Source organism: Citrobacter braakii, assembly GCF_009648935.1.
In the GTDB taxonomy this organism is placed as follows: Bacteria; Pseudomonadota; Gammaproteobacteria; order Enterobacterales; family Enterobacteriaceae; genus Citrobacter; species Citrobacter braakii.
The window spans coordinates 3,959,583-3,981,121 of record NZ_CP045771.1 but is presented as its reverse complement, the minus strand read 5'-3'; the positions used below and the strand labels follow the sequence as shown (position 1 = coordinate 3,981,121).

Sequence of the window (21,539 nt, the reverse complement as noted above, 5' to 3'; positions counted from 1 at the left end):
GTCCAGTGCATCCACCTGACGAGCAGGTGGAGCGTGATGTGTTTCGAATCAGAACTGATAGCTGGCGGTGACGCTGACGTTGCGCGGCTCGCCATAGACGATAGAACCGTCGACATTGGTGTCGTAGGTTTTATCGAACAGGTTATTGAGGTTACCCTGCACAGAGAAGTTTTTCGTCACCTGATAGCGGGTGAATAAATCGACCAGGGCGTAGCTTCCCTGTTCCGCTCGGAATGTGCCATACGGCGTGACCGTATCGCTATAAACACGATTCTGCCAGTTAACCCCACCGCCCACGGTCAGTTCCGGCATGGCTGGCAGGCGATAACGGGTAAACAGTTTTACTGTGGTACGCGGTAGGTTCGGGTTTACCGCATTGCCTTCGTTGTCTTCAGCAACATAGCGTGTCGCGCCGAACGTCATCTGCCAGTTATCGGTGATCGCACCGTTAACTTCGAATTCGACCCCTTTGCTGACCGTTCCATCCATCGCTCTATAGGCCGTGTCGCCATTGCTACCGGCAATTGGTACGCCGGTTGATTGGCCCACGTTATCCTGTTCAATGCGGAACACCGCGAGGGTGGTGGTTAAACGGCTGTTCATCCAGTCGGACTTCAGGCCAAGCTCATAGTTATTGCCGGTAATTGGGGAGAGATATTTACCGGAACTGTCGCGCTTGTTCTGCGGCTGGAAGATTGAGGTGTAGCTGGCGTAGGTAGACCAGTTATCGTCAATGTCATACACCAGGCCCGCATACGGCGTGGTGTGGTTTTGTTCCATGCTGTAGGCGAGGGTGTCGATACGCCAGTTGGTATAACGCGCGCCGACAATCAAATGCAGTGGGTCGGCCAGCGAAATACGTGTTGCGGCGTAGAGCGATTTCATGTGCGTGGTATCGTCCTGGGCCAATGACTGCGGGTTCCAGTTGGTTTCCGGGAAGTTATCATCGAAGGTATAGAAACTGCCGATTTCGTTGGGGAATACGTTCGCCCACGCGCTTTCGTAACGGTTATTCTGTTTGCTGTAGCTGCCGCCCAGCATCAGATTATGCTGACGACCAAACAGGTCGTAACCGCCGTCGGCGAACAGATCGACGGCATCTACCTTACGCTTGCCGCTGTTCCAGCCGGTACCTCCGACGTAGTCATAGCCCGGACCATAGCTGCCATACGGGCCAATCAGCGTACCATCGGCTTTATTGACATAGGCATCGACGTACATCATTTTACTGTCAAACTTGACCTCGGAGTGGGTGGCATTCATGGTCGCCTGCCAGGTATCGGCAAAACGTTGCTTGATGGTGACAAACACTTTGTTGAAGTCTTTATCGTTGTACGCCCAGTCCGGCGCAGTGCTGCGCGAGCGGTCATAGCTGTTTTTACTGCCGTCGGTATTCCAGCGCGGCAATCCACCCCAGGTTGGACTGTTGATATCAATGCGCTGGTATTCATAACCCGCAGACAGGCTGGTGGTGTCGCCCAGATCGGCATCGACAATCCCGGAGAAGAACATTTTTTCGCTATTGTAGCGATCAAGCCAGGAGTCGTTATTCTGGTAGCCCGCCACGATGCGCCCGCGCACGTTGCCGTCTGCCGTGAGCGGGCTTTGAAGATCGGTCACATATCGTTGTTTATTCCAACTGCCATATTCCGCAGAAACATTACCGGTGAACTCGCGGCTGGTGGCATGCTTACGGATCATATTAATCGAGGCTGAGGGGTTACCCGTCCCGGTCATTAGCCCGTTTGCGCCACGGACCACTTCGATACGCTCAAAAAGGGCCGTGTCGGAAAGGGCATCACCGAGATTCCAGCGGGATTCAAAATAGGTCGGAATCCCATCGACCATGTAGTTATCAATCTGAAATCCGCGAGAGTAATAGCTACTGCGATCTGAATCCGCCTGACTTCTGCTTATCCCCAACGTGTTGTCCATCACATCGCCCAGCGTTTGCAGTTGCTGATCTTCCATGCGCTGCTGACTGATAATACTGACTGATTGCGGAATATCGCGCTGCGTCATCTGCATTTTGGTGCCAGCAGTTGTTGATTTGATGCTGTAATCCTGCTCCTCGCTGGATGTGGCTGGAGCAGAGCCCTCAACGATCACCGTCTCTTCAGCAGGGGCTGCGAGGCCGGTGGAAGGCAATAGTGCTAACGTGATGCAGGCTGCCAGTACAGAAGGGGCAAGCCCCGGTTGGCGCTGGTCATCCCCGTTGTGTGTTGTGAAAGACATCGAAAAGTCCTTGATAATTATTAATATTAAGTTCGAATCGCTGAGGTTGTGATGAACCCTTTGGTTGTAAATTATTAAGTTTGCATATGAATGCAAATGCGAAATATACGCATTCACATTCAATGTGTAAACAGATGCTACGGCATAAGTGAAATGTTGTTTCAGTACTATGCTTAAGCAATAGCGACGGGAAATGGTTATAAGAACAGCAGTGGCAGGGCTTTTTGCTTAAAAAATCGAGGGTTAAAGTTGAAAGAGCGTGAGTAACTCGCTCATACTCTATACTCGCAGAGTGACCCGGCGTAGCATGGCATAACGCTTGGGCTGTTAATGAAAAAGGAAAACGTCGTGGCAGAAGAAACTATATTCAGCAAAATTATCCGTCGTGAAATTCCGTCAGATATCGTGTACCAGGATGAACTGGTCACTGCGTTTCGTGATATTTCCCCTCAGGCACCTACGCACATTCTGATCATTCCTAACGTCCTGATCCCGACCGTCAACGATGTGACGGCGGAACACGAGCAGGCGCTGGGTCGCATGATCACCGTAGCGGCGAAAATCGCCGAGCAGGAAGGCATTGCTGCGGATGGGTATCGTTTAATTATGAATACCAATCGTCACGGCGGTCAGGAGGTGTATCACATTCATATGCACCTGCTGGGTGGACGTGCGCTGGGTCCAATGCTTGCGCATAAAGGTCTGTAAGCATGACCAGAGGATGCATTGCACTTTCACTGAGCTTGCTGCTACTGGCTGGCTGTCGGGCACATCCTGAAATTCCGGTAAGTGATGAACAGTCGCTGGTGATGGAATCAACGATTCTGGCGTCGGGCATTACAGCAGAACAGCCGACGTTAACCACGTCTGATATTCAGGCCTCAGCATCCTCGCGACTTTATAACGAAAGACAAGAACCCGTTACCGTTCATTATCGGTTTTACTGGTATGACGCCAGAGGACTGGAAATGCATCCTCTGGAAGCGCCACGCAGCGTGACTATCCCGGCTCATTCGTCGGTGACGCTGTACGGCAGCGCCAATTTTTTGGGGGCGCACAAGGTTAGACTTTATCTTTATTTGTAAGGGGTGAATCTTGATGATCAAAATGAATCGCTACGCACTGATTGCCGCGCTGGCGATGTTTCTCTCTGGCTGTGTGGCGCAACGTGAGCCCGCACCAGTAGAGGAAGTAAAGCCAGTGCCGGAACAGCCCGCGCAGCCGCAACAACCGGTGCCGGTTGTACCAACGGTGCCAAGCATACCGCAGCAGCCGGGTCCGATTGAGCACGAGGACCAAACGGCGCAGCCGACGCCACGTCAACGTCACTATGACTGGAACGGAGCTATGCAACCGATGGTCGGTAAAATGCTGCAGGCTGACGGCGTCAAAGCGGGAGGCGTTCTGCTGGTTGATAGCGTGAATAACCGGACCAACGGCTCGTTGAATGCCGGTGAAGCCACCGAGACCTTGAGGAACGCGCTGGCGAATAACGGCAAGTTTACCCTGGTTTCCGCCCAGCAGTTGGCTGTCGCCAAACAGCAGTTAGGTCTGTCGCCGAACGACAGTCTGGGAACGCGCAGCAAAGCGATTGGTATCGCCCGTAACGTTGGCGCACAGTATGTGCTCTATTCCAGCGCCTCCGGCAACGTCAATTCGCCGGCGCTGCAAATGCAATTAATGCTGGTACAAACTGGCGAGATAATCTGGTCAGGTAAAGGTGCCGTACAGCAACAATAACCGGCTGACGCGCGACGAGGTGTTGTCGCGCTATTTCCCGAAGTATCATACCATCGCAGCCAACCAGAGCGGCCTGAGCGGCGGGAGCTGCATCATCGAACACGATACCCACCGCTTAGTGTTGCGCTGTCATCACGACCCTGACGCGCCGGAATCGCATTTCTTACGCCACTATCGCGCGTTAAAGCACCTGCCTGAAAGCCTTGCGCCGCGCCCCCGCTTTTATATACGTGGGTGGATGGCGGTCGACTTTTTTCACGGTAAGGTAGAATCCAGATTGCCGGACGCCGACGAACTCGCTGGCTTATTGTATCATCTGCACCAACAACCCCAATTGGGCTGGCGAATCAGTCTGCTGCCGCTACTCGAACAGTACTGGCAGTGTGGCGATCCGGCGCGTCGTACGCCATGCTGGTTGCGAGCGTTGAAGCGACTCAGGAAAAGCGGTGAGCCTCGACCTTTGCGTCTGGGGCCTCTGCATATGGATATCCACGGTGACAACATCGTACGTACAGCATCAGGACTGCGGCTGATTGACTGGGAATATGCCGGAGACGGTGATATCGCTCTGGAGCTGGCGGCGGTTTGGGTCAATGACGAATCTCAGCACCAACGGCTGGTTAGCGCCTACGCCCAACGAGCGCACATTGAACAAAACGCGCTGTGGCGGCAGGTCAGACGATGGCGGCCCTGGGTCATAATGCTGAAAGCGGGGTGGTTTGAGTATCGCTGGCGACAAACCGGCGATCGACAATTTATCAGGCTGGCCGATGAAACCTGGCGGCAGCTAATAATGAAAGGATAAGGAGAGCAGTGTGGGCCCAGTAATGTTGGATGTCGAAGGGTATGAGCTGGACGCTGAAGAGCGTGAGATTCTGGCGCATCCGCTGGTAGGTGGGTTGATCCTCTTTACCCGAAATTATCATGACCCGGAACAGTTGCGTGAATTAGTGCGCCAGATTCGCGAGGCATCACGCAATCATCTGGTGGTGGCGGTAGATCAGGAAGGCGGCAGGGTACAGCGTTTTCGCGAAGGATTTACGCGTCTGCCCGCGGCCCAATCCTTTGCTGCGTTGCACGGTCTGGAAGACGGTGGCAATCTGGCTCAGGACGCCGGATGGCTAATGGCCAGCGAAATGATCGCAATGGATATAGATATCAGTTTTGCGCCGGTGCTGGATGTGGGGCATATCAGCGCGGCGATTGGCGAACGCTCTTACCATGCCGATCCGCGGAAAGCGCTGGCTATGGCGACCCGCTTCATTGACGGTATGCATGCTGCTGGCATGAAAACTACCGGTAAACATTTCCCCGGGCATGGGGCAGTGACGGCGGATTCGCATAAAGAAACCCCAACCGATCCACGTTCAGAAGCCGAAATTCGTGCAAAAGATATGTCCGTGTTCCAGACGTTGATTACGGAAAACAAACTCGATGCCATTATGCCTGCGCACGTCATCTACAGTGACGTGGACCCGCGTCCGGCGAGCGGTTCGCCACACTGGCTGAAAACGGTGCTGCGTCAGGAGCTTGGTTTCGATGGCGTCATTTTCTCCGATGATTTGTCGATGGAAGGGGCGGCGATTATGGGAAGCTATGCGGAGCGTGGTCAGGCATCGCTGGATGCGGGTTGCGATATGATCCTGGTCTGCAATAATCGTAAAGGCGCGGTCAGTGTGTTAGATAATCTGTCGCCGATCAATGCAGAACGTGTTACACGTTTGTATCATAAAGGTTCATTTTCACGTCAGGAACTGATGGACTCGGCACGCTGGAAGACGGTAAGCGCCCAGCTCAACCAGCTTCATGAGCGCTGGCAGGAAGAGAAAGCAGGTCATTAACGCAAGTTTGGCGAGGATGCGATGATTATCTATTTACACGGTTTTGACTCTAACAGCCCGGGCAACCACGAAAAGGTGTTGCAGCTACAGTTCATCGACCCGGATGTCAGGCTGATTAGCTACAGTACGCGGCATCCTAAACATGACATGCAGCATCTACTGAAAGAAGTGGACAAAATGCTGCAGCTTAATGTGGACGACCGTCCGCTGATTTGTGGCGTGGGGCTCGGGGGATATTGGGCTGAACGGATTGGTTTCCTGTGTGATATTCGTCAGGTAGTGTTTAATCCCAACCTGTTCCCGTATGAGAACATGGAGGGAAAAATCGACAGGCCTGAAGAGTATGCCGATATCGCGACAAAATGCGTGACCAATTTCCGCGAAAAGAATCGCGATCGCTGCCTGGTGATCCTGTCACGTCATGATGAAGCGCTCAATAGTCAGCGTTCGTCAGAAGAGCTGCATCATTTTTACGAGATAGTCTGGGACGAAGAGCAGACGCACAAGTTTAAGAATATCTCCCCGCATTTGCAGCGCATCAAAGCGTTCAAGACGTTAGGTTAATCCTCAATGAACGTGTAAAAAACCAGCCTTCGGGCTGGTTTTTTTGTTCTTAAAGTTCGTGTTGTCTATCTTTTCAGCATCAAAACTTGATACACATCAATTTTGGTATGACCAATGCACCGTTCGTGTTATTCTCACTCTCGAAGAACATTTTCATTATCGTAACTTGTTGTTAATTAAAGGCTATGCCTATAACCTTTAATTAACAATTGGTTAATAAATTTAAGGGGGTCACGTTGACTACACCATTAAAAAGAATCGTGATTGTCGGCGGCGGTGCTGGCGGACTGGAAATGGCGACGCAGCTGGGTAAAAAGCTGGGGCGCAAGAAAAAGGCCAAAATCACGCTGGTGGACAGAAACCACAGCCATTTATGGAAACCGTTACTGCATGAAGTCGCGACGGGTTCCCTGGACGAAGGCGTGGATGCGCTGAGCTATCTGGCGCATGCCCGTAACCACGGTTTCCAGTTTCAGTTGGGTTCGGTGGTGGATATCGATCGCGAAGCGAAAACCATTACTCTTGCCGAGCTGCGCGATGAGAAGGGCGAGCTGCTGGTTCCTGAGCGCAAAGTCCCGTATGACACGCTGGTGATGGCGTTGGGTAGTACCTCCAACGATTTCAATACGCCGGGCGTCAAAGAAAACTGCATTTTCCTGGATAACCCGCATCAGGCGCGTCGTTTCCACCAGGAGATGCTGAATCTGTTCCTGAAGTATTCCGCGAATCTGGGCGCTAATGGCAAAGTAAATATCGCCATTGTCGGCGGCGGTGCGACGGGGGTTGAACTCTCAGCCGAGCTGCACAATGCGGTAAAACAGCTGCACAGCTATGGTTACAAAGGGCTGACCAACGAAGCGCTGAACGTTACGCTGGTAGAAGCCGGTGAGCGTATTCTGCCTGCGTTGCCGCCGCGTATTTCCAGTGCTGCGCATAATGAGTTAACCAAACTGGGCGTACGCGTACTGACCCAGACAATGGTAACCAGCGCTGATGAAGGCGGACTGCATACCAAGGATGGCGAGTACATTGAAGCCGATCTGATGGTGTGGGCTGCGGGGATCAAAGCGCCAGACTTTATGAAAGACATTGGCGGTCTGGAAACCAATCGTATTAACCAACTGGTGGTTGAGCCGACTCTGCAGACCACGCGCGATCCCGACGTGTACGCGATTGGCGACTGCGCTTCCTGCGCTCGCCCGGAAGGTGGTTTTGTGCCGCCGCGCGCTCAGGCTGCGCACCAGATGGCAAGCTGCGCAATGAACAACATTTTGGCGCAGATGAACGGCAAGCCGCTGAAAGCGTATCAGTACAAAGACCACGGCTCTCTGGTTTCACTTTCTAACTTCTCTACCGTGGGTAGCCTGATGGGTAACTTGACCCGTGGTTCGATGATGGTAGAAGGGCGTATTGCGCGCTTTGTGTACATCTCACTGTACCGCATGCACCAGATTGCTCTGCACGGTTACTTTAAAACCGGTCTGATGATGCTGGTTGGCAGCATTAACCGGGTGATCCGCCCGCGTCTGAAACTGCATTAATACGGCTTATGGCGTCGGATGTTTGTACTTATCCGGCGCCTTCCTTCAGAGTTCTCCGAATCATCCTGCCTTCGCTCCTCCTCGTGCTATTTTCATCCGTAATCTGATTGGCATTCCTTACCTTCTGTTGCAAAGTTGTTGCTAATAGCAAAAAAGGAGGAAGTCCCGTGAATAAATCTATGTTGGCGGGTATAGGGATTGGCGTAGCTGCTGCGCTGGGTGTTGCAGCGGTGGCCAGTCTTAACGTTTTCGAGCGTGGCCCACAGTATGCACAAGTTGTCTCTGCAACACCGATTAAAGAGTCGGTAAAAACACCACGCCAGGAGTGTCGGAACGTGACGGTCACGCACCGTAAGCCGGTACAAGATGAAAACCGTATCGCGGGTTCCGTGTTGGGTGCGGTTGCTGGTGGCGTTATCGGCCATCAGTTTGGCGGCGGACGCGGTAAAGATATTGCTACCGTGGCCGGTGCTTTAGGCGGCGGTTATGCAGGTAACCAGATCCAGGGTTCGATGCAAGAAAATGATACGTACACTACTACGCAGCAGCGTTGTAAAACGGTGTATGACAAATCTGAAAAAATGCTGGGCTACGACGTGACGTACAAAATTGGCGATCAGCAGGGGAAAATCCGTATGGATAAGGACCCCGGCGCGCAAATTCCGTTGGATAACAACGGACAGTTGGTACTGAATAACAAAGCGTAAAATAGCATTATCCTGAACATTAGCCCCCCATTCGCTCAGGCTGGGGGGCTTTTTTTATCAGAAGGTTAAGGCGTAGTTCAGACCAAACGTGCGGCCCCGGCCTTTGTATTCATACAGTGACGGGCTACCGTAGGTTGGGCTGTACAGCAGTGGCGCACGTTGTCCCCACAGCGTGGTGTACTCTTCATTCAGCAGGTTTTCTACGCTAAAGGTCAGTTTACCCAACGGGAGATGATAGCTGCCGATAAAGTCCATCGTGTTATAGCCGTCCAGCTTATTGCCGCTGGCGTCCGTCAGATCAAATGTTTGCTGGCTCTGTACGCGCAATGTCCACGGTTCAGGTGCCCAGCCGACCCACGCGGTGGCTTTGGACGGGGAAGCCAGGGTGACATCCCATTTCTGCCACTTACCGTTTTGCTTCACTTCCGATTTAATGACGTTGAAGTTGCCGCCCAGACTCCAGTCCGTATCCGCAATGAAATAATCCACCGCACCTTCAAGGCCATAAATACGGCGATCGTCGGGCTGGACGTTAATGGTCATATCGCTGCGGTTGATAACGATCGATTTATCCGAAGTAGAGTAGTAAGCGGCCAACTGCGTGCGCAGACTGTCGCCAGTGTAGCGCCATCCCAGTTCGTAGGAGTTAACTTTAATCCCCTCCAGGCGTGAATCCGCCACGTTGACGCTGCGCTGGAGCTGGTAATGATCGCCAACCAGGGAATAGGTGCCGTTACCGTAATATTTCCCCGGGTCCGGAAGCTCCACGCCCTGAGAGAAGTTAAACCATGTCTGCTGACGGTCGGTCAGGTGGGCGAGAATACCGGCGTTAAACAGGAAATTATCGTAATCGGTTTTACCGCCAGGAATGGTATCGGCGGAGTTTGCCAGGCCGGTGGCAATTCCCTGTTGTTGGGCATAGCCAACGAAATCATCCACCCTGTTTTCGGTCCATTGATAGCGCACACCGCCGCTGAGGGTAAAGATGTCGTTAATGTCATAGCTGTTCTGCAGGAAAGGCGCGAAGTTGGTGATGCTGTAACCGGGGTAACGCCCGGTGGTATAAGCGGTTCGGTTGTCCATACCGCCGGAGGGCAGGGACCAGGCCAGATCGAAGAATTTCTGATTGGAATCGAAGGTTTCGTGATCGGCATCGACTCCCCATGTCAGCTCCCAGTTATCCATCAGCTGGCTGTTGAGGGTGATTTTGGCACCAAACTGGTCTGTGTCCTGCTGCGATGCGGAGAAACTGGTGACCTTGCCTTTGCTCAGCGTAGGGAAGGGGTAGAATTTCAGCGATTCGTCACGGTAATAGATTTGGCTGACCAGGTTCTGGCCGAAGAAATCCGCGTCTGAATACTGCAGGCTGATCAGATGACGCTCGGTGCCGGGAATACGATCGGAATTCAGTCCGCTGCTGGTATAAGCCTTACCGTTTCCCGTCACGGCGGACATGTTCTCGCCAAGATCCAGTCCGTAATCGTCATCCCCCTGGCTCTTATAATACTGCGTAACCAGTTGTAACTGACGGTTGTCGTCAAGCTCAATCGTTCCTGTGCCCATCACGTCAAGACGATCGGAGTGCTGCAGGCCGGTTTGGGTGTTATCCAGCAGCAGGGCATCGTGATTGCCGTCATACCAGCCGCCAAACCGTTGATACGCGACGGACATGCGCCCGGAAGCGCGATCGGTTCCTCCGCTCACCGCCGCGGCAACGCGTTCATCATGATCGTTACTGTTATTGAAGCCGCTTTTACTCCCCAGTTCGAGTTCTACTTCACGCTCCGGCTGGCCTTTTTTGGTGACAATGTTGATTAACCCACCGGTACTGCCGCCGCCATACAGTGAGGTTGCACCTGAGATGACTTCAATGTGTGCGATGTTAAACGGATCAATAGAATCAAGTTGACGACTGTCAGTACGCGAGGAGTTCAGACGGACACCGTCTATCAGTACTACGATGGCACGACCGCGCATATTCATGCCGTAGTTTGTGCGCCCCTGGCTGCTGACATCGATTCCTGGGATTAACTGAGCAAGAACATCTTTGAACTCTTTCCCCCCCTGAACCTGCTGTTCAATCTCGCTTCCTTCAATAACCCAGGTCGTTTGCGCCATTTCTGCCACGGTGCGTTGACTACGGTTGGCACTGACGATGAGGTTATCTTCCTCAGCCGCGATGGCTGGGAGAGTTAAAGACAACAAGAGAGGATTGAGCACCCAGAGACGCTTATGCATTTGTATTCCTTTTAAAAAGAGTCGATCTGTTTTTGTTATGGCGGTAGAGAAACCGATGGTTACATTGTGAAACAGGTGTTAAAACAAATGCGAATATTGCTGATAATAATTGTTGTTATCAATACATTTTACAAAAAATGATCGGATAAGATGATGAAAACACTGAATAATGTAGGGGTAATCCGCGGAAATCTAACCGGGGGCTTAATCAGCTCCCGGTGGTGTCAGTACTGCGGGGAAATAGCGGGAAAGGGTTAAACTTTGATAAGTTCAGGCCACAGTCGCAGAGTCGTGTGTGCGATCTGCATCAGTTTTTCAAACGTTGCGCCTTCACGGGCGCTGATCGACATACCCTGTAAAATACAGTTCAGGTATTCGGCCAGTTTTTGCACGTCGCAATGGGCCGGAATTTCGCCTCGTTGCTGACGCTGGTGAAGGAACTGGGTAAGCGTCTGTTCCTGCATGGCATGGCGGGATTTCACCGTGTGCGCAATATCCCGGGAAGAGGCCGCCAGTGTCGCAGATGTGTTAATCATGAAACATCCCGCCGGGGTGTCTTTACTGGTAAAGCAGGTCGCTATTGCGGTGAAATAGTCTTCCAGCGCGCACTCAAGACTTTTTTCTTCACAAAATAACTGGGCTTCATGTTTCGCCGCGAAGCGAGTGATGTAGCGGTCCAGTACGGCACGAAACAACCCCTCTTTATTGGTGAACTCCGCATACAGCGTGGGCGCTTTTGCGCCAGTTGCTTCTACGAGATCGGCGAGCGATGTCGCTTCATACCCGTGCTGCCAGAAGAGTGTCATGGCCTTATCAAGCGCGGCTTCCCTGTCGAACACTTTTGGTCGGCCACGGCTTTTTTTAGCACAACCTGTCATTTCAGTTGTCATGGCGCCGATGTACCTTTGTTGGGTTTATTGAATAACCATTATAAAAATATTCGACTGCACACTCCAGCGGATTAGCGATAAAAATAATTTAACGCTATTGATATGAAAAATAAGGTCTTTGTATTTTATATAACGATCATTAAAAAAAGTGTTGACGTGTGACCTGGATCACATCTATGATTTACCTATCGATCGTTAAGTTAATCTTTGCGACACACATTCATCTGCTAAAGGTCACTATCATGAAAAACGTAAAAACTCTGTTTGTTGCTGCTGTTCTTAGCTCACTCTCATTTGCAAGCTTTGCTGCCGTTGAAGTTCAGGCCACACCTGCGGGCCAACAGAAAGTCGGTACTATTTCTGCGAATGCGGGGACTAACTTAGGTTCTCTGGAAGATCAACTGGCGCAGAAAGCGGATGAGATGGGGGCGAAGTCTTTCCGTATTACTTCCGTTACCGGTCCTAACACCCTCCACGGGACTGCAGTTATCTACAAATAAGATTTAACCCATCGCAATGCCACTGCGAGTTAAATAAAAAACCCCCGCGGAATAAAATCCAGCGGGGGTTTTTTATGCGCTGAGTTTACAGCGGTTGTTGAGCAACGTCGTGATGACGGGTGACATCGACCGGCATGCCTGAGCGAATCTCCATCGCATGTTCCATGACGGCAGAGTCCGTTTGCGCCGCATTCTTAAACGTCTGCATGGATGCGTTCAGCACGATCGGCAGCAATTGCGGGTCGTCATTGATTTTTTCGGACAACGGCTGGTGTACTTCAACCAGGCGCACGCCGTTAGGTTCAACAGATGCTTTGATTGGCGTATTGATAATATTGACCTTGGTCCCTGGCTTCACCTGACGGAACAGGGTTTCGATATCACCGTCGCGTAGACGAATACAGCCGGAACTGACGCGCATTCCGATGCCAAAGTCAGCATTAGTTCCGTGCAGCAGGTACACGCCGCCGTATGCCGCTAAGCGAATGGCATGATGGCCCATCGGGTTATCCGGCCCGGCAGGCACCACGGCAGGAAGGTCGATTCCGTTCGCTTTGTATCGCACGCGGATATTTGCCGTAGGCGTCCAGGTCGGGTTGGCACGTTTATCAGAGATGGTGGTTACCATTGTGGGCGTCAGCGTGTCACCGCCTAACTGACCAATACCAATAGGATACACGGTCACCGAATTTGTCCCCGGCTGGTAATAATAAAGACGCAGTTCGGCGAGGTTGATAACAATGCCTTCGCGTGGCGCATCCGGCAGCAGGGTTTGTAACGGAATAGTCAGCACGCTGCCCGGACGTGGTACGTAAGGGTCAACGCCGGGGTTGGCCTGTAGCAGCGCCAGAAAGCCGACATTGTATTTTTTCGCAATCGCTTCCAGAGAACCGCCATTGTCTTCGACAACGTGAACGGCATTCTGACCCACCACACGGCTTCCCGGTGGCGGCAGCGGCCAGGTATTTGCCTGGGCCGGAAGTGCTAACGCGAAGGTCGCGGCAAGCGTAAAAAATGCTAACCAGTGAGAGAGTCGTTTATTGTTTAACATCACCATAAATCCATTGTTTTTACGTGGTTTTTATTATGTAAAAGTAAACAAGAATTATGGCGGTTTGCAGTGTCGGGAAGTGCAGGGAAGTGCAAAGAGTTTGTAAATTCATCAAGCCGGGTGAGTGGAGGACTCACCCGGCTTGACGCTAGGCTACGGCGTTCTCTTCAAGCTGGCGCATAAACTGGCGAACCCAGTCGATCCGTGCTTTACGCTCGCCCAACTCCTGCATGAATTTCAGGCGTGTTGGACCATCCAGACGGAAGTGCTGCGGTTGTTTTTGCAGTAAACCAATTAGCCAGACTGGGTTAACATGGTTTTTCTCGGCAAACTCAATAGTACCGCCTTTTTCATTGCCTTCGAGCTTTCTGATCCCCAGTTTCTGCGCCTGCTGGCGTAAACGGGCAATATCCAGCAACGTCCGGGCCGGGTCGGGCAGCAGGCCAAAACGGTCTATCAGCTCGACCTTAATTTCTTCCAGCTCGGTTTCGCCTTTCGCACTGGCAATGCGCTTGTAGAACGACAGTCGCGTGTTGACATCCGGGATATAGTTATCCGGCAGAAGCGATGGCATGCGCAGTTCGACTTCGGTTTGCTGGCTGGTGAGATCTTCCAGCGACGGTTCACGCCCTTCTTTGAGCGCATCGACAGCGTTTTCCAGCAGCTCCATATACAGTGAGAAACCGATGCTTTCCATGGAGCCACTTTGATCTTCGCCCAGCAGTTCCCCAGCGCCACGAATTTCGAGGTCGTGGGTCGCCAGCGCAAAACCTGCACCTAAATCTTCCAGCGAGGCGATGGCTTCCAGGCGTTTTTGTGCGTCGGTGGTCATCGCTTTTGGGTGCGGCGTCAGCAGCCAGGCGTATGCCTGATGGTGTGAGCGTCCCACGCGACCCCGTAGCTGATGCAATTGCGCTAAACCGAAGTGGTCAGCTCGTTCAATGATGATGGTGTTGGCAGTGGGAATGTCGATCCCGGTTTCGATAATGGTGGTACACACCAGCACGTTAAAACGCTGGTGGTGGAAATCGTTCATCACGCGTTCCAGCTCGCGCTCGCGCATTTGCCCGTGGCCGATACCAATGCGCGCTTCCGGCACCAGTTCCGCTAATCTGTCAGCGGTTTTCTGGATATTTTCGACGTCGTTAAAGAGATAATAAACTTGTCCTCCGCGCATAACTTCACGCAGGATAGCCTCGCGTACCACCAGGTTGTCATATTCGCGCACGAAGGTTTTGACCGCCAGACGACGAGCGGGCGGTGTGGCGATGATCGACAGATCGCGCATGCCGCTCATCGCCATGTTGAGCGTGCGTGGAATTGGCGTTGCCGTCAGAGTCAGAATATCTACATCCGCGCGCATTGCCTTGATACGCTCTTTGTGGCGAACGCCGAAACGGTGCTCTTCATCGACAATTAGCAGCCCCAGATCTTTTAGCTTCACATCCGCTTGCAGCAGTTTGTGAGTGCCGATGAGAATATCGATTTTACCTTCGGCAACCTGCTCCAGAATCTGCGCTTGCTCTTTAGCGCTACGGAAACGGGACAGCATCTCAATGCGTACCGGCCAGTTGGCAAAGCGGTCGCGGAAGTTGTCGAAGTGCTGCTGAGCGAGCAGGGTGGTCGGTACCAACACGGCAACCTGCTTGTGATTCTCTACGGCGAGAAAGGCGGCACGCATCGCGACTTCGGTTTTACCAAAGCCGACATCGCCACATACCAGGCGGTCCATGGCCAGCGGTTGACACATATCGCTGAGTACCGCGTTGATCGCCTGCGCCTGGTCCGGCGTGGTTTCAAACGGGAAGCTGTCGCAAAACAGCTGATACTGTTCACGGTCATGCTTAAAGGCAAAGCCTTCTTTCGCTGCGCGCTGGGCATAAATATCCAGCAGCTCTGCCGCGACATCACGGACTTTCTCAGCGGCTTTCTGTCGGGCGCGTGACCAGGCATCACCGCCCAGTTTATGCAGCGGCGCATTCTCTTCCGCGCCGCCGGCGTAGCGGCTGATCAGATGCAGCGACGACACCGGCACGTACAGTTTGGCGTCGTTGGCATAGGTGAGCATCAGGTATTCACCGGTAATGCCGCCTGCTTCCAGCGTGGTCATACCGGCATAGCGACCCACGCCGTGCTCCAGATGAACCACTGGCTGACCGGGATGCAGCTCCGCGAGGTTACGAATTAACGTGTCCGGGTTGATGGTGCGACGAGAATCCTGGCGGCGACGCGCCACACGTTCACCGAGCAGATCGCTTTCACAAATCAACGCCAGATTGCGTTTGCTATCGATGAAGCCGTGCTCGGCTGAGCCAATCATCAGATAACGACCGTTGTCTACGGCTTCGTCGAGTCGCAATATCCGCTTCGGCGCGACTTTGATGCGGGCGAGCAGTTCGCCTAGCGCTTCCCGGCGTCCTTCACTTTCCACCGAGAAAATTACCGGACCGGTAAAGCCTTCAAGGAATTTACGTAATGCATCTAACGGTGCTTTTTGCTGTGCCTGAACGGCGATATCTGGCAGCTTCTGGAACCCGAGGTTGGTATTCGCCGCTTTCTTCGGCAGACTCTCGGTTTTCAGCTGAACACGCGGCCAGCGTTTCAGTTCAGAAAACAGCTCATCAACCCGCAGCCACAGCGATTCCGGTGGCAGAAGCGGGCGCATCGGATCAACGCCGCGATTCTCAAAGCGTGACAGGGTATCGGCCTGGAAGCGTGCAGCGCTGGTCTCGATATCGCCGGTATTTACCAACAACGTATTGGCGGGGAAGTAGCTGAACAGCGGCGGCAGCGGCTCGCTGAAAAACAGCGGCTGCCAGTATTCAATCCCCGTAGGTAACGTGCCTTTGCTGACCTGTTGATAAATATGCTCGGCGTCGCGTTTCACCTCAAACGTATCACGCCACTGACTACGGAACAGCTCAATGGCCGTTTTGTCAGTCGGGAATTCGTGTGCGGGCAGCAAATTAATGGCATCGACTTCTTCCAGCGTGCGCTGAGTGTCAGTATCAAACAGACGCAGGCTGTCGATTTCGTCATCAAAGAAATCCAGACGATAAGGCAATTCGCTGCCCATCGGGAACAGATCTAACAATGCGCCACGCGTGGCGTATTCGCCGTGTTCCATGACCTGATCAACATGGCGATAGCCAGCACTGTCCAGTTGTTCGCGCAAGGCGTCGCGCGAAAGCCGCTGGCCTTTTTTCATGACCAGCGCATGACCGTGCAGATAGCTGTGCGGACAGACACGCTGCATCAGCGTATTTACCGGAACGATCAGCACGCCGCGCTGCATGGCGGGCAGTTGATACAGCGTGGAGAGCCGTGAGGAGATAATCTCCTGATGGGGAGAAAAGCTGTCATAGGGAAGCGTTTCCCAGTCGGGCAGGTTCATCACCATCTGGTCAGTAAACTGACGAATTTCATCATGCAGACGCAAAGCATTTTGCATGTCCGGCGCGATCAGCACCACTGGACCCGCGTGACGTTCGGCGATTTCGGCGACCAGCGTTGCGCAGGCGGCACCCGTAAGCTCACCCAACTGGCGCTGATCGGAAGCGCCCGTTGGGAGCGTGTAACGATGTTGTTCAGGCATTCGGTTGTCAGGATCTCGTTTAGATATACATCTGATAAGCAATGTTCTTTATTATCCGTGATCGTTTCTCATAAGCAAATTGATTCGCCCCCGAATGGGGGCAAAAAGCGCGTAGGGGTTAGCGCGAGGCGAGCGATAAAGAGGGCGGGGAAAAGAGCAGATCGGCCACGGTTTTTTGTGAAATCTTACGCACCAGCAGGCCAAACAGGGTGCACAGCAGCAGACAGGCGAACGGATACACCAGTAGCAGGGCCAGCTCCGCGTATGCAGGCCAGGCGGCATGATTGATTTTGGGGATAAGCGTTAAGCTGAACAGCTCAACCAGAATACGGTGAGTGGTGTAGATGGCGATGGTATTGGCGCCAATCACGCTTAACGGACTGGACGCGCGCATGCCAAAGTGGAGCTCGAACTGATAAAACAGCTTCATGATCAGCACAATGGAAAGGAGAGAAAGCAATAGCGAGACATTTGCCAGCCACGCGACGACGGCGACGATTGTGCTACCCAGAACAATGACCGCATGACGGCGCAGGGGCACCTCCTTGATCCACGCCATCAGCGTTGCGCCAAACCATGCGCCGAGGCTATACCAGGGCAAATTGCGGATCACGCTGTTCATTCCCCACCATGGGGTCGGGAAAAAATTGATCGCCACGCTCAGCGCCACAAATAATGCTAACAACGGCATCGCCCAACGGCTGAAAATTTTACACAGAACAAAATAGACAATCAGCGCGTACAGATACCACAGGCTGGTGCTGGCGGTCAGCATCCCGTGGGTAAAACCCGCAATCGAATCCGCATAAGCGGCGTTGGCGGCATGGGTCAGATCGCGCTGCGGGGCGAGCCAGTTATTGAGCGCCACCAACGCCAGCCATTGCACCACTCCCCAAAGCACCAGCACCCAGGCGATACTCCAGATCCGTTTATCCACGCAGGTTGTCCACGGGACGTTATCGATGTAGCGGCGGATCAGATACCCCGAAATAAAGAAAAACACCGGCATGCGAAACGGTGCGAGGTACAAATTGAGGTAAATCCAGCATTTGCTCAACACCTCTGACAGTGGATGCTGAAAGGTGGTGAGGTGCGGGTAAAATGTGATCACTGAGTGGTAAATCACCACCAGGCAAATGCATAACCCCTTGATTTGATTAATCCATAGTTCTTTTTTATTCATTGAGACGGCGCATCCATATTGATTGCAATAGCCTGCCATCCTGCGCAACCCGCTGTGCGCTGTAATGCGTAACTGTCTGCATTTTGTTTTTTTAGGATAAAGGTCAGGGCTCAGGGTTGCAGGGGAGAGGGACAACTTTAGCGGTTTGATTTATTTATACTTTTAAGAATAGTGCTGACGAACACTTACGGTTCAGTCATTTACCCATTCCGCTTTCGCTTATATACTCGTGACTTTGCTAACAGCAACCAGACGGATTTCATGTACCAACCTGTCGTTCTATTCATCGGCCTGCGTTATATGCGTGGGCGTGCAGCAGATCGCTTCGGTCGCTTCGTTTCCTGGCTCTCCACCATTGGCATTACTCTCGGGGTAATGGCGCTGGTTACGGTGTTGTCGGTGATGAACGGTTTCGAGCGCGAGCTGCAAAACAATATTCTTGGCCTGATGCCTCAGGCCGTCCTCTCGTCTGAACAGGGTTCCCTAAACCCGCAACAGCTACCGGAAAAAGCGGTGGTGTTGAACGGCGTCAACCGCGTCGCACCGATAACCACAGGGGATGTGGTACTGCAAAGTGCGCGTAGCGTGGCAGTCGGCGTGATGCTGGGTATCGACCCGGCGCAAAAAGATCCATTAACGCCATATCTGGTCAATGTGAAGCAAACAGATCTGCAGCCGGGTAAGTATAATGTCATCCTCGGAGAGCAGCTTGCCGGGCAACTGGGTGTTAATCGTGGCGATCAAATTCGCGTGATGGTGCCCTCAGCCAGCCAGTTTACCCCGATGGGACGTCTGCCGAGCCAGCGTCTGTTTACGGTAATTGGCACCTTCGCCGCCAACAGCGAAGTCGACGGCTACCAGATGCTGACCAACATCCAGGATGCGTCACGTTTGATGCGTTACCCGGTGGGCAATATTACCGGCTGGCGTCTGTGGCTCAACGAACCGTTAAAGGTTGATACGCTGAGCCAGCAAACGCTGCCGCAAGGCACCAAATGGCAGGACTGGCGCGAGCGCAAAGGGGAATTGTTCCAGGCCGTGCGTATGGAGAAAAACATGATGGGGCTGCTGCTTAGCCTGATCGTGGCGGTGGCGGCATTTAATATTATTACCTCGCTGGGTCTGATGGTAATGGAGAAGCAAGGGGAAGTGGCGATTCTACAAACGCAGGGGCTGACGCCGCGGCAGATAATGATGGTGTTTATGGTGCAGGGGGCCAGTGCCGGGATTATCGGCGCGCTGCTGGGCGCGGTGCTGGGCGCATTACTCGCCAGTCAACTGAACAACCTGATGCCAATTATCGGTGTGCTTCTGGATGGGGCTGCGCTGCCGGTCGCCATTGAGCCGCTGCAGGTTATCGTCATTGCGCTGGTGGCGATGGCCATCGCGCTGCTGTCTACGCTTTATCCTTCCTGGCGCGCTGCCGCCACTCAACCCGCTGAGGCTTTACGTTATGAATAAGATCCTGTTGCAATGCGACAACCTGTGCAAACGCTATCAGGAAGGCACAGTGCAGACCGATGTACTGCACGATGTCAGTTTTTGCGTCGGTGAAGGTGAGATGATGGCGATTGTCGGCAGCTCCGGTTCCGGTAAGAGTACGTTGCTGCATCTGTTAGGCGGGCTGGATACGCCAACTTCCGGCGATGTCATTTTTAGCGGTCAGCCGATGAGCAAACTCTCGTCGGCGGCGAAAGCGGAACTGCGCAATCAGAAGCTGGGCTTCATTTATCAGTTCCACCATCTGCTGCCGGACTTTACCGCGCTGGAAAACGTGGCGATGCCGTTGCTGATCGGCAAGAAAAAACCGGCTGAAATCACCGAGCGCGCACGGGATATGCTGAAAGCAGTAGGGCTGGACCATCGTGCCAGCCATCGTCCGTCTGAACTTTCAGGCGGTGAACGCCAGCGCGTGGCCATCGCTCGTGCGCTGGTGAATAACCCACGCCTGGTACTGGCGGATGAGCCAACGGGTAACCTTGATGCGCGTAACGCGGACAGCATTTTCGAGCTTCTGGGTGAGCTGAACCGCTCTCAGGGCACGGCATTTTTGGTGGTGACACACGATCTGCAACTGGCGAAGCGCATGAGCCGCCAGCTTGAAATGCGCGATGGTCGCCTGACGGCTGAACTGAGCCTGATGGGAGCTGAGTAATGGCTTCGCCTTTATCGTTATTGATTGGTTTGCGTTTTAGCCGTGGTCGGCGGCGCGGTGGCATGGTCTCGCTGATTTCCGTGATTTCCACCGTTGGCATTGCGTTGGGCGTAGCGGTATTGATCGTCGGCTTAAGCGCCATGAACGGATTTGAGCGTGAGCTTAACAACCGTATTCTGGCCGTGGTGCCGCACGGTGAGATTGAAGCCGTAAATCAGCCGTGGAACAACTGGCAGGAAGCGCTCGACAAGGTACAGAAGGTACCAGGCATTGCTGCTGCGGCGCCTTATATTAACTTTACCGGGCTGGTGGAGAGTGGGGCGAACCTACGCGCAGTGCAGGTGAAGGGCGTTGATCCGCAGCAGGAGCAGCGTTTAAGCGCGCTACCCTCGTTTGTGCAAAACCACGCATGGGATAATTTCAAAGCGGGTGAGCAACAAATCATTATTGGTAAGGGAATTGCCGATGCGCTGAAGGTGAAGCAGGGCGACTGGGTATCGATTATGATCCCTAACGCCAGTGCGGATCATAAGTTACAGCAGCCTAAACGCGTGCGTTTGCACGTCACGGGGATCCTGCAACTGAGCGGTCAGCTCGATCACAGCTTTGCCATGATCCCAATGGAAGATGCGCAGCAATACCTGGATATGGGATCCAGCGTTTCCGGGATCGCGCTGAAAGTGAACGACGTGTTTAACGCCAATAAGCTGGTGCGAGACGCGGGTGAAGTCACCAATAACTATGTGTACATTAAGAGCTGGATCGGTACATACGGCTATATGTATCGCGATATCCAGATGATCCGCGCCATTATGTATCTGGCGATGGTGCTGGTGATTGGCGTGGCCTGTTTTAATATCGTTTCCACGTTAGTGATGGCGGTAAAAGACAAGAGCGGCGATATTGCGGTATTAAGAACCCTGGGGGCTAAAGATGGCCTTATCCGTGCCATTTTTGTCTGGTACGGCCTGCTGGCGGGTCTGTTCGGTAGCCTGATAGGCGTCGTCATTGGGGTGGTTGTCTCGCTGCAACTGACGCCGATCATTAACGGTATTGAGGCGCTTATCGGCCATCAGTTCCTGTCCGGCGATATCTATTTCATTGACTTCCTGCCATCGGAATTACACTGGCTGGATGTGATTTACGTGCTGGTGACAGCACTCGTGCTGAGTCTTTTGGCAAGTTGGTATCCGGCGCGTCGCGCCAGCAATATTGATCCTGCGAGAGTACTTAGCGGCCAATAACAATATATACACGAAAGCATTCATGCGGCGGTAAGGCGGCAAACCGAAATCTCCA

General features: G+C 53.1%; 18 protein-coding genes. 12 read left to right on the top strand and 6 right to left on the bottom strand.

From position 1 onward, the window contains the following. Positions 1-48: 48 nt before the first annotated feature. Positions 49-2,235: a ferric-rhodotorulic acid/ferric-coprogen receptor FhuE gene (gene fhuE / locus GFC06_RS18795; protein WP_153690519.1), complete on the bottom strand. Its 2,187-nt coding sequence runs from the start codon at positions 2,233-2,235 to the stop codon at positions 49-51. Between the two features lie 348 nt (positions 2,236-2,583). On the opposite strand from fhuE, the gene hinT reads away from it, so the two are divergent. The 8 genes from hinT to GFC06_RS18755 all read left to right on the top strand — a co-directional run bounded on the left by hinT (position 2,584) and on the right by GFC06_RS18755 (position 8,628). Beyond that, a complete protein-coding gene (hinT, locus tag GFC06_RS18790) occupies positions 2,584-2,943 on the top strand; it encodes a purine nucleoside phosphoramidase (RefSeq protein WP_016156204.1) in 360 nt (119 codons plus the stop codon). Positions 2,944-2,945: 2 nt separating this feature from the next. Beyond that, entirely contained in the window at positions 2,946-3,320 is a 375-nt protein-coding gene (locus GFC06_RS18785) for a YcfL family protein (RefSeq protein WP_019076489.1), read from the top strand. Positions 3,321-3,333: 13 nt separating this feature from the next. After that, positions 3,334-3,975 (top strand): penicillin-binding protein activator LpoB, encoded by a 642-nt coding sequence (lpoB, locus tag GFC06_RS18780; protein WP_016152673.1) that lies wholly within the window; start codon positions 3,334-3,336, stop codon positions 3,973-3,975. Beyond that, positions 3,956-4,780 carry a thiamine kinase gene (thiK, locus tag GFC06_RS18775; protein ID WP_153690518.1) on the top strand — a complete coding sequence of 275 codons (825 nt, stop codon included), beginning with the start codon at positions 3,956-3,958 and terminating at the stop codon, positions 4,778-4,780. The genes lpoB and thiK overlap by 20 nt, the downstream gene beginning before the upstream one ends. A gap of 10 nt (positions 4,781-4,790) precedes the next feature. Beyond that, positions 4,791-5,816: a beta-N-acetylhexosaminidase gene (gene nagZ, locus GFC06_RS18770; RefSeq protein ID WP_153690517.1), complete on the top strand. Its 1,026-nt coding sequence runs from the start codon at positions 4,791-4,793 to the stop codon at positions 5,814-5,816. Between the two features lie 21 nt (positions 5,817-5,837). Further along, positions 5,838-6,380, top strand: a complete 543-nt coding sequence (ycfP, locus tag GFC06_RS18765) for an alpha/beta hydrolase YcfP (RefSeq protein WP_003030817.1) — start codon at positions 5,838-5,840, stop codon at positions 6,378-6,380. Positions 6,381-6,616: 236 nt separating this feature from the next. After that, on the top strand, positions 6,617-7,921 hold the full coding sequence (gene ndh, locus GFC06_RS18760) for an NADH-quinone dehydrogenase (protein ID WP_016152676.1): 1,305 nt from the start codon (positions 6,617-6,619) through the stop codon (positions 7,919-7,921). A gap of 167 nt (positions 7,922-8,088) precedes the next feature. Continuing rightward, a complete protein-coding gene (locus GFC06_RS18755; protein WP_003030814.1) occupies positions 8,089-8,628 on the top strand; it encodes a glycine zipper 2TM domain-containing protein in 540 nt (179 codons plus the stop codon). A gap of 57 nt (positions 8,629-8,685) precedes the next feature. Here GFC06_RS18755 and GFC06_RS18750 read toward each other — a convergent pair whose 3' ends face one another. Together GFC06_RS18750 and comR are read right to left on the bottom strand one after the other, a co-directional pair. Then, positions 8,686-10,866, bottom strand: a complete 2,181-nt coding sequence (locus tag GFC06_RS18750; protein WP_153690516.1) for a TonB-dependent siderophore receptor — start codon at positions 10,864-10,866, stop codon at positions 8,686-8,688. Between the two features lie 254 nt (positions 10,867-11,120). Further along, positions 11,121-11,756: a TetR family copper-responsive transcriptional repressor ComR gene (gene comR / locus GFC06_RS18745; protein WP_016156207.1), complete on the bottom strand. Its 636-nt coding sequence runs from the start codon at positions 11,754-11,756 to the stop codon at positions 11,121-11,123. Between the two features lie 242 nt (positions 11,757-11,998). On the opposite strand from comR, the gene bhsA reads away from it, so the two are divergent. Continuing rightward, positions 11,999-12,256, top strand: coding sequence for a multiple stress resistance protein BhsA (bhsA, locus tag GFC06_RS18740; RefSeq protein ID WP_029139491.1), 258 nt, complete (start codon positions 11,999-12,001; stop codon positions 12,254-12,256). An 85-nt stretch (positions 12,257-12,341) separates the two neighbouring features. Here bhsA and ldtC read toward each other — a convergent pair whose 3' ends face one another. The 3 genes from ldtC to GFC06_RS18725 all read right to left on the bottom strand — a co-directional run bounded on the left by ldtC (position 12,342) and on the right by GFC06_RS18725 (position 18,085). Continuing rightward, positions 12,342-13,307 carry a L,D-transpeptidase LdtC gene (ldtC, locus tag GFC06_RS18735; protein ID WP_153690515.1) on the bottom strand — a complete coding sequence of 322 codons (966 nt, stop codon included), beginning with the start codon at positions 13,305-13,307 and terminating at the stop codon, positions 12,342-12,344. A gap of 148 nt (positions 13,308-13,455) precedes the next feature. Further along, complete coding sequence (gene mfd, locus GFC06_RS18730) at positions 13,456-16,902, bottom strand: transcription-repair coupling factor (protein ID WP_016152681.1); 3,447 nt, start codon at positions 16,900-16,902, stop codon at positions 13,456-13,458. 118 nt (positions 16,903-17,020) lie between these two features. Next, positions 17,021-18,085, bottom strand: a complete 1,065-nt coding sequence (locus GFC06_RS18725; protein ID WP_153690514.1) for an acyltransferase family protein — start codon at positions 18,083-18,085, stop codon at positions 17,021-17,023. 261 nt (positions 18,086-18,346) lie between these two features. Between GFC06_RS18725 and lolC the strand changes: the two genes are divergently transcribed. Genes lolC through lolE form a run of 3 tightly spaced genes read left to right on the top strand, consistent with a single transcriptional unit; the run spans position 18,347 to position 21,484 of the window. Further along, positions 18,347-19,546 carry a lipoprotein-releasing ABC transporter permease subunit LolC gene (gene lolC, locus GFC06_RS18720; protein WP_153690513.1) on the top strand — a complete coding sequence of 400 codons (1,200 nt, stop codon included), beginning with the start codon at positions 18,347-18,349 and terminating at the stop codon, positions 19,544-19,546. Further along, positions 19,539-20,240, top strand: a complete 702-nt coding sequence (gene lolD, locus GFC06_RS18715) for a lipoprotein-releasing ABC transporter ATP-binding protein LolD (protein WP_003832278.1) — start codon at positions 19,539-19,541, stop codon at positions 20,238-20,240. The genes lolC and lolD overlap by 8 nt, the downstream gene beginning before the upstream one ends. After that, a complete protein-coding gene (gene lolE / locus GFC06_RS18710) occupies positions 20,240-21,484 on the top strand; it encodes a lipoprotein-releasing ABC transporter permease subunit LolE (RefSeq protein ID WP_016152683.1) in 1,245 nt (414 codons plus the stop codon). Before lolD ends, lolE begins: the two co-directional genes overlap by 1 nt. Positions 21,485-21,539 lie beyond the last annotated feature (55 nt).

Coding starts and splice junctions, on each gene's coding strand:
- fhuE (WP_153690519.1), bottom strand. CDS start 2,235: ATGTCTTTCACAACACACAACGGGGATGACCAGCGCCAACCGGGGCTT.
- GFC06_RS18785 (WP_019076489.1), top strand. CDS start 2,946: ATGACCAGAGGATGCATTGCACTTTCACTGAGCTTGCTGCTACTGGCT.
- lpoB (WP_016152673.1), top strand. CDS start 3,334: ATGATCAAAATGAATCGCTACGCACTGATTGCCGCGCTGGCGATGTTT.
- ycfP (WP_003030817.1), top strand. CDS start 5,838: ATGATTATCTATTTACACGGTTTTGACTCTAACAGCCCGGGCAACCAC.
- GFC06_RS18750 (WP_153690516.1), bottom strand. CDS start 10,866: ATGCATAAGCGTCTCTGGGTGCTCAATCCTCTCTTGTTGTCTTTAACT.
- comR (WP_016156207.1), bottom strand. CDS start 11,756: ATGACAACTGAAATGACAGGTTGTGCTAAAAAAAGCCGTGGCCGACCA.
- bhsA (WP_029139491.1), top strand. CDS start 11,999: ATGAAAAACGTAAAAACTCTGTTTGTTGCTGCTGTTCTTAGCTCACTC.
- ldtC (WP_153690515.1), bottom strand. CDS start 13,307: ATGTTAAACAATAAACGACTCTCTCACTGGTTAGCATTTTTTACGCTT.
- mfd (WP_016152681.1), bottom strand. CDS start 16,902: ATGCCTGAACAACATCGTTACACGCTCCCAACGGGCGCTTCCGATCAG.
- GFC06_RS18725 (WP_153690514.1), bottom strand. CDS start 18,085: ATGAATAAAAAAGAACTATGGATTAATCAAATCAAGGGGTTATGCATT.
- lolC (WP_153690513.1), top strand. CDS start 18,347: ATGTACCAACCTGTCGTTCTATTCATCGGCCTGCGTTATATGCGTGGG.
- lolD (WP_003832278.1), top strand. CDS start 19,539: ATGAATAAGATCCTGTTGCAATGCGACAACCTGTGCAAACGCTATCAG.
- lolE (WP_016152683.1), top strand. CDS start 20,240: ATGGCTTCGCCTTTATCGTTATTGATTGGTTTGCGTTTTAGCCGTGGT.